Here is a 13,558-nt window from a genome sequence, read left to right on the forward strand (position 1 = left end):
TTTCAACTCTGTTAACCCATTAAAGTCACAAATCTCGAAAATCTCCAATATGTGTGAAGCATCTGTTAATAAGTAGGATTAGTCCTTGAACTTAAAACTAAAAAAGGCTTGGTACAAACCAAGCCTTTTGCTCAAAAATTAACACTTACTTAAGTGCGGCCTCTACTTTTTCAAATAGATCTTTCGCCAATTTAGGATTCGCACGCAGAGTTTCTAGCTCTTTGCGCATCATGCCCTTACGCGAGTCATCGTAACGAGCAAATTTAAGCAATGGGTCTATCAAACGCGATGCAACTTGAGGGTTGCTTTCGTTAAGCTTCTCCAAGATTTCACCAGCAAACTTATAACCTGAACCATCTTTGGCGTGGAACGCGTATGGATTAGACAAGAAGCTGCCTACTAGGCTGCGGATACGGTTTGGGTTTTGCAGACTAAACGCCTCATGCTGCATAGAAGCGTGCACCTTATCCAAAGCCTCTTCAGTTGGGTAAGTCCCTTGCAGAGCAAACCACTTATCCATCACCAATCCATCGTGCGACCACTTATCACTGTACGACGTCATTAGGTCTTCGCGAGCCTTAACCGAACCACAGTTTGCCGCTTGAAGCGCGCCCATGGTATCGGTCATGTTATCACTGTCCGCATATTGAGCCTCAATAAGCCCATCATGATTCTCGGTCAGAGAGAGATAACGCAGGCATAGATTACGCAGTTTGCGATTAGCCATGCTCGAATGAGAGATATCGTAGTCGCTAGCAGTAAGCGCTCGGTATACCTCAACCAACTCGCTTTCTAGACTAGTAGCGATATTCAAACGAAGCGCATCCAGCGCATCTAATACGGCATCCACATCGATAGTTTCATACCAACCGGAAACCTCGTTGTATGGAGGTGGAAGCAATGCCTCAGCAACCAATGACTTGTCCGCACTCTTATCCAGTAGAAGAGATTTCAATGCATTGACTACTTCATCACTGAGCGCAACCTTCTCTTTCTGCTCGACCATCTTCTTAATATACAGCCCCATTAGAGACTGAGACGCATCCCAACGCGCAACTTCGTTGGTGGCGCAGGCAATAAGTAGCACCAGTTGCTCTTCACTGTAGTCATACTCAAGTTTTACTGGCGCGGTAAATTCACGTAGCAGCGATGGCGTTGGCTTTTCATCTACATTTTCAAACACGAAGGTTTGGCTATCTTGAGTAACATGAAGAAGAGAGCCCTGCTCCTTACCATCAGAAATAAGCGGGATCACACTGCCGTCTTGACGATATAGTTCGATATCAAACGGGATGTGCAGTGCGTGCTTCTCTTTCTGTGTTGCCGTCTCTGGGGTGTGCTGCTTGATAGTCAGGCTGTAGGTCTTGGTAGTCACGTCATAGCTGTCTTCAACATTCACCACTGGTGTGCCTGATTGGCTGTACCAAAGCTTGAATTGAGAAAGATCGACACCTGAGGCATCTTGCATTGCCGCCACAAAATCGTCGCAGGTTGCCGCCGTACCATCGTGACGCTCGAAGTAGAGCGTCATACCTGCCTGGAAGTTCTCTTCACCAAGCAAGGTATGGATCATACGGATCACTTCACTGCCTTTTTCATAAACAGTTAAGGTGTAGAAATTATTCATCTCGATCACCTTCTCTGGGCGGATCGGATGAGACATAGGGCTAGCGTCTTCTGCAAACTGAGGACCGCGAATAATGCGTACATTGTTAATGCGGTTCACTGCGCGAGAGCCAAGATCGGACGAGAATTCTTGATCGCGGAATACAGTTAGGCCCTCTTTTAGACTCAATTGGAACCAGTCACGGCAGGTAACACGGTTACCGGTCCAGTTATGGAAATACTCATGACCGATCACCGCTTCGATACCAAGATAATCGGTATCTGTAGCACTTTCTTGATCCGCAAGCACGTACTTGGAGTTAAAGACATTCAGGCCCTTGTTCTCCATCGCACCCATGTTGAAAAAATCCACTGCAACGATCATATAAATATCAAGATCGTATTCAAGATCAAAACGATCCTCATCCCACTTCATCGAGTTCTTAAGGCTCAACATAGCGTGATGCGCGCGGTTTAGATTGCCTTTATCGACAAAGATCTCAAGGTCAACCCTACGGCCAGATCGCGTGGTGTATCTATCGACGAGCTGATCAAAGTCCCCTGCTACCAAGGCAAATAGATAGCTTGGCTTTGGATGCGGGTCTTGCCACTTCACCCAATGACGACCATTTTCTGCCTCACCAGAATCAATCTTGTTACCGTTGCTGAGCAAGAACGGGAACGCCTTTTTGTCCGCTTCTACAGTTACTGTGTATTTAGCCAGTACATCAGGTCTATCCAAGAAATAGGTAATACGTCTAAATCCTTCTGCCTCACATTGAGTACAGAATGCACCGTCTGACATATACAAACCCTCAAGGGCTGTATTGGCAGATGGGTCAATTTCGGTGGTGATCACCAATTCAAATTCAGATGGAAGGTTTGAAATCACCAGGCCATCTTCTTTTTGTTCAAAGTCGGTCCACTGTTGCTGGTTAACCAGAATGCTAGTTAGAGAAAGTTGTTCGCCATGAAGTTCAAGGGTGTTTGCCTCCCCTTGCGCTTTTACTTGAGAAGTTGCCACTACCTTGGTTGCTGACTCATGTAAGTCAAAGTTAAGGTCTACGTGAGAGATAGTATGTGAAGGTGGCTGATAGTCTTTGCGATATTTGGCGGTTGGTTGAGCAGAGGTTGCGTCTTTCATTCCTTTTCCTTGGTTTTGCAAAGTAGAAGAAGCTAGATTCCTCCTTTCTACGAAAAAATACAAGCTTGAGCGGAGTGTGTGATTGAAAAGTGTGCGTAAATAAGAAAAGGCGCCCATAGGCGCCTCAACCGATTGAATATATTTACCGCACCCGAGCGAGTTCGGCTTGCATGTCTACCCCTTCTCCCGACAAGGTCAAGGTATCGTCGACCAATGAATAACTTGAGGAAGTTTCCCCGTTTTCATAAAGAAGAACTAATTGATCGTTCTCTATATAGTAGATACCACGCTTAATAGTTTCTTCGCCATCGTCACCACTGGCTCTAAACATAAATACAAAATCAGGCTGAAGGATAAGATCAAGCTTCGCCACCTTGCTGGCAAGAATGTCGTCACCGGACAGTGACGTGCTCGACCAAATGCCCGCAATTGGCATGCTCAGGGATTTTACAAAGGTAATACCGTTAAGGTTAAGTTTGTTGTGCGTAGTTTTGTACTCGTAGATTTGTGGAGTCGAGGTGTTAAGACCCAGCACTAAGGTATCATCGCTCGCGTTGTATGTTCCTTGCCAATGCTCTAGCGAGTAATCGAGTTTTTGAACATCTATCTTAAACACAAAGTTTGAGTCGAACTGAATTCGAATAGCACGAAAAGCGGCGTTTTCATCTGGGTTAGGGTTATTTACATACCACTCACCCAACAAGAACGGATATTGAAACTGTGGCTTTAGTTTATCTTCTGCCACACTGCCAAAAGAGATGGCAGCTAGAATAATGGTCATTATTAGTTTGCGCATCGTGTATCCCTCACTCCCTGAACATTTTTAAGCTTAGGTAGACTTGTACGATAACGCGAAAAAATTTGACCAAAATCACATTTTTATTCGGTTATATCACTAGCTTATCAAGGAATAAATGAGCAAATGCACTGCTTAACAACAAAAAAGCCCCAATGTATTTCTACATCAGGGCTTTAAAACAGTCAGCTTAAATTATTAGCTTTGCGTGTCGTTTAGCATGTCCACCATGATGGCGATGGATTCATCAAGATAAGCATCCGGCGCTTCGTAATCCTTTGGAATGTCATCCAAAGTCTTAAACGGTTTTTCACCGTGTGCCTTTTGTCTCTCATTGATGCGCTCTAAACGTTCAGCTTCTTTTTCATCCGCTTCTTTCTCACGCGCAGCACGGCTCAAAGATAATAGATTGTTATCTTTCTCCGCTTTATAACGAGTGATGTCGTCTTGGATAAATTTGAATTCTAGATCTTTCGCAACGCGAGCTTCATGTTGCTTGGTCAGTTCACTTATCAATGCAGTTTCATCGTTAAGCTTTTTATAGCTTGCCGCCTCGATACTATCCCAAGGTAGTGCATTGTCCTCTACGCTCTCACCGGTTTCAGCCGGATCGATTGGCGTTGGATACTGAATATCTGGGACTACACCCTTGTTCTGAGTACTACCACCATCGATTCGATAGAATTTTTGAATGGTGTACTGCACGTAACCTAATTCTTTATCGAACAGATCGTAGATATGATTTAGCGAGCGGTGCTGTTGAACCGTACCTTTACCAAATGAGTTTTCACCCAGGATAATGGCTCGACCGTAATCTTGCATTGCAGCGGCAAAGATCTCAGATGCAGAAGCACTGTAGCGGTTGATCAAGACCGTAAGCGGGCCGTCATAACTGATGCTATCACCGGTATCGGCGTTAACATTAATGCGACCATAGCTATCACGCACCTGTACTACTGGACCATTTACAATGAACAGACCAGAAAGTGCGGTCGCTTCAGATAGTGCACCACCGCCGTTGTTTCGAAGGTCAACCAAGATGCCATCAACGTTTTGCTCTTTAAGCTCGCTGATCAACTTATCTGTATCCTTTGAAAGACCCACATAGAAGCTAGGTACTTCTAGTACGCCAAACTTCTTGCCATCTTTTTCAATGACCTCAGACTTAACTGCGCGGTCTTCTAGGCGAACCTTGTCACGTACAATAGTGACGCTGCGGCTTTTCGCATCCTTGCCTTCAGGCAAGATCTGCAAAATCACCTTGGAACCTTTCGGTCCTTTAATAAGGTCAACCACATCATCTAGACGCCAGCCGATAACATCAACAACCTCGCCACCTTCTTGGGCAACACCGATAATGCGATCGCCTTCACCCAGCTCTTTACTCTTAGCTGCAGGACCACCCGCTACTAGAGAGCGAATAACAGTGTAGTCATCAGACATCTGCAATACCGCACCAATTCCTTCAAGAGAAAGATTCATCTCAGATTGGAACGTATCTGCGTTACGCGGTGACAAATAGCTAGTGTGTGGATCCACTGAGCGCGCAAAGGCGTTCATATAAAGCTGGAACACATCTTCACTTTGAGTCTGTGAGATGCGCTTCATGGCATTGTTATAACGCTTAGTGAGAACCTCTTTGATCTCTGGCCACTCTTTATCAGTAAGTGCCAGATTCAACGCATCGTATTTTACACGCTTGCGCCACAACTCATCGATTTCAGCTTCGTTTTTCGGCCAAGCTGCTTCACTTCTGTCGAGCTCGATAGATTCATCTTTATCAAACTTGATCTCATTATCCAGAAGCTCCAACGCATAGTCGAAACGCTCGAAACGTTTGCGCATGGACTGAGTATAAAGCTCGAATGCGATGGTATTATCACCCGCTTTCAGGGCATCATCTAATTGAGTGCGCCATTTTTCAAACCCGTCTACTTCCGCTTGAGTAAACAAGTTGCGGTTGTAGTCGAGCATATTCAGATAGCGATCGAAGATTTGCTCTGAGAACTGATCGTCTAGTTTGAATTGCTTGTAGTGAGAGCGGGTAAAACGTGATGTAACACGCTTTGCCGAAGTTTGATGCTGAACCTCTGGAGTCAAGGTCGGCAGGTTTTCGAGAGAAAGGTTTGCTTCTACCGCATTTGCAGAAGCGGCTAGCATGACGCTAGCCGCAATCAGCGTAATCTTTGCACGCATTTTCATTCGCAGGATAAACTCCTTTTAAGCGCGAAGATGCTCCGCTTTAACAACCATTTGCAGGCCGTTATTTAGTTGCACTCGCACGTCGTCCTTGTTGACTTCAACTATGGTAGCGGCCATGTTGCCTTTACCCATGTTGACATTAACGTTGTTTCCTACAGCAATTTCGTCGCTGTTAAGCGCTCGAGTTTCTACAGGTGCTTTTGGTTTTTGCTCAGTACGTGGCTTAGACTTGCGAGCCGGTACCTTTTTACTCTTGTTAGCAGCGCGTTTTGCTTTTTGCTCTTCACGTGCCTTATCAGCTTGTTCTTTACGACGAGCCGCTACGCGAGCTTTGCTCTCAGCCAGGGCTTGTTGAGCGTGGTCTACGTGCTCTTGCTCTAGCTCACCGCATTCGTTGCCGTCTAGGTCAACACGAACTGCACCAGGTTTAACACCGTGCAGATAACGCCAAGATGACGTGTACTGACGAAGCGCTTGACGAAGCTGAGTCTTGCTTACTTTTTCATCTTCGTTTAGACGCTCGGCTAAATCCTGAAAAATACCAATTTTCAGTGGCTTAGCTTCGCCTTCTAAAGTAAAGCATTTAGGGAAGCATTCGGCAATGTACGCAATCACTTCTTTGGTAGTTTTTAGTTTTTCGGTGTTTTCCATGAGGGTTCCTGATTGAGACGCGGCCCTTCCGCGTGTTTCATCAACAATAATGGTCGTTATTATAAAGGCATGCGATTGAAAAACCACACCCGAACATCATTTTACTTAGAGTTAGCTTGAGTATTGAGCAGTTCTTCTACTTTTTTCATCACCAAAACCAGACCTTCTTGGTCTGTTTCGCTGAATCGGTCGAAGTTAGGGCTATCAATATCCAGCACGCCAGCCACTTTGCCATTGATTGAAAATGGAATAACGATCTCTGAGTTACTGGCTGCGTCACAGGCGATATGCCCTTCAAACTGGTGTACATCCTTAATGCGCTGAACGGTATTCGTTGCCGCTGCAGTGCCACATACACCCTTACCCCAATTAATGCGCACGCACGCCGGCTTACCTTGGAAAGGACCTAATACCAGTTGATCACCCTCAGTAAGATAGAATCCTACCCAGTTGATATCACCTAGCTCCATATTAAGAATGGCGCTGACATTAGAAAGGTTGGCAATCATGTTTGATTCGCCGCTTAACATAGCTTCAACTTGAAGCGTAACTCTTTGATAATCTGAAAGGTTCAACTGATATCCCCGTCAAAAATTTTGTAACTAAATCTGTAGTAAACCTATACAGTAACACCTTCACGATGCAGGATTATTCGCTGCTAGGCTAAGCTATTGTTAACTCAGTACTTGAATTTACCTCATAACTTGTTGAATCTAAACCGCGAATTTTAAAATGTCGGGTTAAAAGTAGGTCAGAATGCAGGATACATGTCAGTCAGAACCCCCATCACCTCAGTTACGACTCTGTCAAGGCTGCGGACTGGCTGTCGAGTTTGTTAAGCTCGAAGAGAAACACGATGCCTATTGTCCTCGTTGCTCAACCCAACTCTATCGCGGACACTCACACTCTTTTTCTGGGGATGTCGCGCTTGCAGTAACTGCACTCATGCTGTTCATCCCCGTTGCCATCTATCCCTTTCTGTCAATAAGACTGTTCGGTGAGATAATCTCCGCAACCATGCTCGATGGTGTTCGTCTACTCATAGATGAAGGCTACCCTTTTGTTGCATTTCTTGTTTTGCTGTGCGGTTTTTTACTGCCTCTTTTGCACTGCGTTTCTGTGCTCGCGGGCAATGTGGCGTTGAAAAAACGAAGTATCTCTGTGATGCGTTGGAGTATGTTTGGCGTACATCACCTCAAACATTGGATGATGATTGATGTCTATATCGTTAGTATCGCCATCTGCTGCTTTAAACTTACCGACTACAGTGACCTGCTGTTTGGCGCTGGCCTCCCCATATTAGTGATACTGCAGTTGGTTTGTTTAGTACTGGTTGCGAGAGTCAGTCCGCGTCGCTACTGGGCAAGGTGGGATGAAATCAACAATGAGCAGCGGCAGTACTGCTTCTCTGACCAAAGTCAGATTGAAGATTGTCACCATTGCCATCTAGTACAGAAAAAGACAACCCGATGCATTCGCTGCCATCACAAGATGAAGCCGGGAGAGTCTCGCTCTCTGCAGGCGACTTGGGCCAATCTGATTGTGGCCACTATTGCACTGATACCGGCCAATGTTATCCCTATCTCCATTTTGTATGCCAACGGCGTGCGTATAGAAGACACCATATTTTCCGGCGTCATATCTCTGGTCAACAACGACATGTTGGTCATCGCCATCATCATCTTTATTGCCAGTATCGTAGTTCCAGTAGCCAAGATATTGGGGATTTTGTATCTTCTACTCTGTATTCACTTCAAGCGTACTGTCTTCCATAAGCAACGTATGATGTTGTTTTACATAGTGAAATGGATAGGAAAATGGTCCATGGTGGACATCTTTGTTATGTCAATCATGCTAACCTTAGTCGACAGAGGGCAGATACTGAACTTCACACCCGGCTATGGCGCCGTCGCCTTTGGCGTGGTTGTGGTCTTCACCATGTTCGCAGCAGACACCCTTGATCCCAAATTGATTTGGAAAAATTACTCAAAATAAGTAAAAACAATGGCAGAAAATAGTAATTCATCCCCCTCACAACCAGAAGTAAAGCGAGCAACCGGCCTGTCTCCAATGTGGGCGTTGCCTATCTTGGCCCTGCTGCTTGGCGGTTGGCTTATGTACAAAAACATAAGTGAGTCTGGGGATCATATTCGCATTCACTTCCCAGACGCCGCTGGCCTTATCGCTGGCCGAACCACACTAAGGTACCAAGGCTTAGAAGTGGGCATGGTGCGTAAACTCGATCTGGCCGAGGATCTCAAAGGTATCTATGTGGACGCCGAAGTCTATCCTTCAGCAAGGCAGTTACTCGGTAAAGATACGCAATTTTGGCTAGTTAAACCCACAGCGAGCTTAAGCGGGGTTTCGGGTCTGGATGCTCTGGTCTCGGGTAACTACATCGCCATTCAAGGTGCAAGCAAACAATCAAATAATCTACCTGATGTCTATCAGGCGCTGACCAAGACACCGCAAGACCTGCACAGCTCTAACCCGAATGGACTTCGCATCACTCTAAGAAGTAAAGACCTAGGTTCGGTCAACATAGGCTCTAAGATCCTATTTCGTAAAATACCTATCGGCGAGATCTACAGCTTTAACCTAGATGATGATGGACGCTCAGTCGTACTCCGCGCTTATATCGACGAGGAATATGACCACATTATCACCAGCGAAAGCCGTTTTTGGAACGTTTCAGGTATCAACGCCAGCGTAGGTTTTGATGGCGTGGATGTGAGCGTAGAAAGCTTAGCCGCATTAATTGGTGGCGGAATAGCGGTCGATTCTCCTGCCAAGGGTGACAGTGTGGAGCCAGATACTGAGTTTAAGCTCTACCCTGATCTAGCGACGGCTGGCCGAGGCATTCCTATCAACATCAAACTTCCGGACGATAACAATATCAGCCCAGGAGGAGCACCCTTGGTGTATCGCGGTATTGAGGTGGGCCAAATCACCGGGGTTCGACTGAGCCGAGACAGACAAGACATCATAGCACAGGCGACTGTTGAGCCTGCTTATCAAGATATGCTGACAACGGGCTCTCAGTTCTTGCTAGAAGAGGCCTCTCTTTCCCTTGCCGGCGTAGATAATCTGTCTAACTTCATTCGTGGTAACTTCCTTACTCTATTACCTGGCAGCGGTGAGCCAACGCGTGATTTCAGGGCGGTGAAGCAAGATGAGCTCAACACTCAAACTAGTGGGAACCTCTCTATTTCTCTACTTGCAGATCAAAGCTTTGGCCTAGAGTCTGGGGCTGCGGTCCTCTATAAAGGCATTAGTGTTGGACACGTTACGTCGTCACATCTTGCAGGAGAAAAAGTTAAGATAAACCTTCTAATCGACTCCCAGTACAGAGAGCTTATTCGCTCACAAAACAAGTTCTATATCGCCTCTAGCGTCTCTGCCAACTTTGATGCAGCCGGACTTGACGTGAAGGTGCCACCGCTTCAGCATCTTCTAACGGGTAGCATCAGCTTCTACAGTGCGGGCAGCAATAAGATACATAACGAATATCCACTCTATTCAAGCAAAGAGTTGGCACAATTGGCTCAGTTTGATGGCGCGAACAAACAGGTTCTTACCCTGCTTTCACCAAATCTACCTCCGGTATCAAGTGGCACTCCGCTTTACTATAGAAACCTGCCAGTAGGACAAGTGCTGGATTATCAGCTGGGACATTCCGGTATGGAAGTCAAGGTGCTAATAGAGAAGCAATTCAGTCACCTTATCAACAAAGATACCGTGTTTTGGAATCATTCGGGTGTAGAGATTGATGCCGGTTTAAGTGGCGTGAAGGTCAACGCTGAGCCCCTATCTCGAGTACTTTCCGGCGGTATTGCCTTTGATACCATACCCGGAGTTGAGAACAAAACCGGTCGTTTCTACAAGCTGTACGACAATCAAGATGCCGCTCGCCAGTTTGGTGAGATGATCACCTTAGTAGCAGATGACAGCAACGGTCTTAAAAAAGGCGCAGCCATTAATTTTAAAGGTGTAAAGGTGGGTGAAATTACTCTAGTTTCTCCACAGTTTGCTCAATCTGAGGTGGAGTTTAAGGCGCGCATCTATCCTGAATATGCTAAGACTATCGCCCGTGAAGGCGCTCAGTTCTGGTTGGTTACTCCAGAGATTGGATTAACTGGCATCAAAAACCTTTCCAGCGCGATTGCCCCTGCCATAGAGGTAATGCCGTCTGGCAAGGGCAAAGCAAAGACCCAGTTCCAACTTGCATCAAACAAGCCATTAGCCAGTGGTTATGAGTTTGTACTACAGGCTGAAACCAAGGGGTCAGTCGCTGTCAACACCCCTATCCTATATCGCGAGATTGAGGTTGGTCGCGTGACCGATGTGCGACTTGGTGAGCTCGCCGATAGAGTGATTATCAAGACCCTTATCGATCCTGACTACGCTTACTTGATTCGCGAAAATACCCTGTTCTGGAATGTATCTGGCCTAGATGTGTCCATTGGCCTAAGCGGCGCCAACGTTAAAGCTGGCACCGTTGAGAGTCTTCTTCGTGGTGGTATTGCTTTCGCCACACCAGAAGATGGCAATCTACTCCCGGCCGCCAAAAACGGTCGTGCTTTCTATTTGTACAAACAGGCTGATCCGAGTTGGTTAGAGTGGCGCACTGCCATACCTAAGCCTTAATTTTTAATTGGGGTGCTGTTACACTTGCGGCGCCCCATCTCTTCGAGGAACTCTCAAGTGCATCCAAACGTTTTCATCCCTCAAGCCTTTATCGATCTTATGCAAGAGCAGATGCCCTCGCATCTTAACCTCGATGAATTGCTTGATGCCTGTCGTCGCCCTCTCAAGCGCAGTATTCGTGTAAACACACTCAAGATAAGTGTGGAAGAGTTTAAAAAACATGCCGATGAGCTTGGTTGGCAACTCACTCCTATTCCGTGGTGTGAGGAAGGTTTTTGGCTAGAAAACGAAGATGAAAACGTCTCCTTAGGTAACACCAGCCAGCATTTGTCTGGACTTTTCTATATCCAAGAAGCGAGCTCTATGGTGCCAGTTACTGCTCTATTTTCAGATCTTAAGATAGATAGTGATATGCGCCTTTTAGATATGGCGGCAGCCCCTGGCTCTAAGACGACTCAGATCGCAGCTAAACTCGGCGGCGAAGGTCTGTTAGTGGCCAATGAGTATGCTGCGAGTCGCGTTAAGGTGCTGTTTGGTAATCTTATGCGCTGTGGCGTGGGCAACATGGCGCTAACTAACTTTGATGCGCGAGTTTTTGGTGGTTGGCTTCCTGAGCGCTTTGATGCCATCTTGTTAGACGCCCCTTGCTCTGGTGAAGGCTCTTTACGTAAAGATGCCGATGCAATGAAAAACTGGAGCCTAGACTCTATTGCTGATATCGCTTCCACACAGAAAGACCTTATCGAGAGCGCATTCCACGCTCTTAAAGCCGGCGGTACGCTAGTTTACTCAACCTGTACCCTGAATCATGAAGAGAACCAAGGTGTCGTTTCACATCTTCTGGAGACCTTTGGTGATGCAATCGAACCTGTATCTTCTGAGGGTTTGTTCGAAGGCTCTGAAAAGTCACTCACAAGCGATGGTCATATCCACGTCTACCCTCAGATCTATGATTGCGAAGGCTTCTTTATTGCCAAGTTTAAAAAGCTTGAATCGGTAGAAGCACCAAAGGTTAAGAAACGCCTTGGCAAGTTCCCGTTCTCTCCTTTGACTCGCAAAGAATGTGACGCGGTAACTAAATCATTGAAACAGAGTTTGGATATCGAGATCCCAGATAGTTTTACCCTGTGGCAGCGCGACAACGAGGTGTGGCTGTTCCCTGCTCTTATCGAGCCAATGCTTAAAGAGCTTAAGTTTCAGCGCATCGGTATTAAGCTTGCTGAGACACACAAGAAAGGTTATCGCTGGCAGCATCAAGCAATCACGTCACTGACTAATAATCAGGAAGAAAACGGTGTTGAGCTTAATATTGATGAAGCTCGCGAGTGGTTTATGGGTCGAGATGTGCGCCCAGAATCCAATAACAAACACGGGGAAGTTTTAGTGCGTTATCAAGGCTTTACTATAGGTCTTGGAAAGTGGGTTGGTAGCCGAATCAAAAATGGCTTGCCGCGTGAGATGGTACGCGATACCAATCTATTTTAGCCCTTGCTGGAAATGGAGCCGTGCTGTACTAAACTTAGACCATTAGTTAGCGCAGGCTCCTTAACATGGAGCCATTCCCCTAAGCCTAGGTCAGGATAGCCTAGGCTCTTTTTTGGGCGGTACCTAGACTTACTTTACTAGGTGAATACCGTCTTTCTCGATTGTGATCTTACCCTGCTTGTACAAGCCACCAATGGATTTCTTAAAGGTGCCTTTACTGGTTCTAAACAGGCTAAAGATGGTCTCAGGGTCTGATTTATCGTTAACCGGTAAGAAACCCTCTTTCTTTTGCAGAAGCTTAAGAATTTTTTCTGCAAGGTCGTCCATTTTAGCTACGCCAACCTTTTGCAGAGACAAGTCAATCTTACCGTCTTCACGCACCTGCTTAACAAAGCCTTTTAGGCGCTTACCCACAAAGATCTTACCGATTACGTCAGAACTGAAGATCATACCCCAGTGCTCGCCATTGATGATGGCCTTGAAACCCAGGTCACTGCGCTCAGCAATGATTAGGTCTACCTGCTCGTTTGGCTTGTAGTGTTTAGGGGTCTTATCTAGCCACTTGTTGAATTTGGTAGTACCTACAATACGGCCGCTGGCTTTATCGCTATATACATAAACAAGTAGGGTCTGGCCTTCACGAAAACGCGCACGCTGCTCACTATATGGGATAAGCAGGTCTTTCTTCTCGATACCCCAATCCGCAAATGCACCCGTGCTATTGATGTTGGTGATCTTCATCAAGCCCCACTCACCTACTTGAGCGATTGGGTTTTCACGTGTGGCACACAGCTCATTATCAGAATCGAAATACAAGAATACCTTTAGGTAGTCACCCTCGGACACGTCCTCTGGTTGTTGTTTCTTAGGTAGCAATACAGAACCGTAATCGTCTGCATCCAAAAACACCCCAAATTCTTCAACTTGAGTAACTTTTAAGTTGTTGATAGTTCCAACTTTGATCATTGTATTTCTCTAAACTGTGATTTCGGGGTGATTGTAGTGCGCAGAGCAAACTTTACAAGCTC

9 protein-coding genes are annotated in these 13,558 nt (G+C 46.1%); 3 read left to right on the forward strand and 6 right to left on the reverse strand.

What is annotated here, in order from left to right; genetic code table 11:
• Positions 1-145: 145 nt before the first annotated feature.
• From pepN to Pcarn_RS06655, 5 genes are all read right to left on the reverse strand, one after another.
• Entirely contained in the window at positions 146-2,749 is a 2,604-nt protein-coding gene (gene pepN, locus Pcarn_RS06635) for an aminopeptidase N (protein WP_261835597.1), read from the reverse strand.
• Positions 2,750-2,891: 142 nt separating this feature from the next.
• Positions 2,892-3,545, reverse strand: coding sequence for a hypothetical protein (locus tag Pcarn_RS06640; RefSeq protein ID WP_261835598.1), 654 nt, complete (start codon positions 3,543-3,545; stop codon positions 2,892-2,894).
• Positions 3,546-3,743: 198 nt separating this feature from the next.
• A complete protein-coding gene (gene prc, locus Pcarn_RS06645) occupies positions 3,744-5,747 on the reverse strand; it encodes a carboxy terminal-processing peptidase (RefSeq protein WP_261835599.1) in 2,004 nt (667 codons plus the stop codon).
• Positions 5,748-5,765: 18 nt separating this feature from the next.
• Positions 5,766-6,398 (reverse strand): RNA chaperone ProQ, encoded by a 633-nt coding sequence (gene proQ / locus Pcarn_RS06650; RefSeq protein WP_261835600.1) that lies wholly within the window; start codon positions 6,396-6,398, stop codon positions 5,766-5,768.
• A gap of 101 nt (positions 6,399-6,499) precedes the next feature.
• Complete coding sequence (locus tag Pcarn_RS06655) at positions 6,500-6,973, reverse strand: GAF domain-containing protein (protein ID WP_261835601.1); 474 nt, start codon at positions 6,971-6,973, stop codon at positions 6,500-6,502.
• 181 nt (positions 6,974-7,154) lie between these two features.
• Between Pcarn_RS06655 and Pcarn_RS06660 the strand changes: the two genes are divergently transcribed.
• The 3 genes from Pcarn_RS06660 to rsmF are packed head-to-tail and all read left to right on the forward strand — an operon-like array spanning position 7,155 to position 12,530.
• On the forward strand, positions 7,155-8,393 hold the full coding sequence (locus tag Pcarn_RS06660; protein WP_261835602.1) for a paraquat-inducible protein A: 1,239 nt from the start codon (positions 7,155-7,157) through the stop codon (positions 8,391-8,393).
• Positions 8,394-8,402: 9 nt separating this feature from the next.
• Positions 8,403-11,045, forward strand: coding sequence for a PqiB family protein (locus tag Pcarn_RS06665; protein WP_261835603.1), 2,643 nt, complete (start codon positions 8,403-8,405; stop codon positions 11,043-11,045).
• Between the two features lie 57 nt (positions 11,046-11,102).
• Positions 11,103-12,530 (forward strand): 16S rRNA (cytosine(1407)-C(5))-methyltransferase RsmF, encoded by a 1,428-nt coding sequence (gene rsmF, locus Pcarn_RS06670; RefSeq protein WP_261835604.1) that lies wholly within the window; start codon positions 11,103-11,105, stop codon positions 12,528-12,530.
• A 129-nt stretch (positions 12,531-12,659) separates the two neighbouring features.
• Here rsmF and Pcarn_RS06675 read toward each other — a convergent pair whose 3' ends face one another.
• Positions 12,660-13,496, reverse strand: a complete 837-nt coding sequence (locus Pcarn_RS06675) for a CvfB family protein (protein WP_261835605.1) — start codon at positions 13,494-13,496, stop codon at positions 12,660-12,662.
• Between the last annotated feature and the right edge of the window lie 62 nt (positions 13,497-13,558).

It is taken from the genome of Vibrio ishigakensis (assembly GCF_024347675.1).
In the GTDB taxonomy this organism is placed as follows: domain Bacteria; phylum Pseudomonadota; class Gammaproteobacteria; order Enterobacterales; family Vibrionaceae; genus Vibrio; species Vibrio ishigakensis.

Excerpts from the sequence above, each read along its gene's own strand:
- Pcarn_RS06640 (WP_261835598.1), bottom strand. The coding sequence starts at position 3,545 with ATGCGCAAACTAATAATGACCATTATTCTAGCTGCCATCTCTTTTGGC.
- Pcarn_RS06675 (WP_261835605.1), bottom strand. The coding sequence starts at position 13,496 with ATGATCAAAGTTGGAACTATCAACAACTTAAAAGTTACTCAAGTTGAA.
- proQ (WP_261835600.1), bottom strand. The coding sequence starts at position 6,398 with ATGGAAAACACCGAAAAACTAAAAACTACCAAAGAAGTGATTGCGTAC.
- prc (WP_261835599.1), bottom strand. The coding sequence starts at position 5,747 with ATGAAAATGCGTGCAAAGATTACGCTGATTGCGGCTAGCGTCATGCTA.
- Pcarn_RS06665 (WP_261835603.1), top strand. The coding sequence starts at position 8,403 with ATGGCAGAAAATAGTAATTCATCCCCCTCACAACCAGAAGTAAAGCGA.
- pepN (WP_261835597.1), bottom strand. The coding sequence starts at position 2,749 with ATGAAAGACGCAACCTCTGCTCAACCAACCGCCAAATATCGCAAAGAC.
- Pcarn_RS06660 (WP_261835602.1), top strand. The coding sequence starts at position 7,155 with ATGCAGGATACATGTCAGTCAGAACCCCCATCACCTCAGTTACGACTC.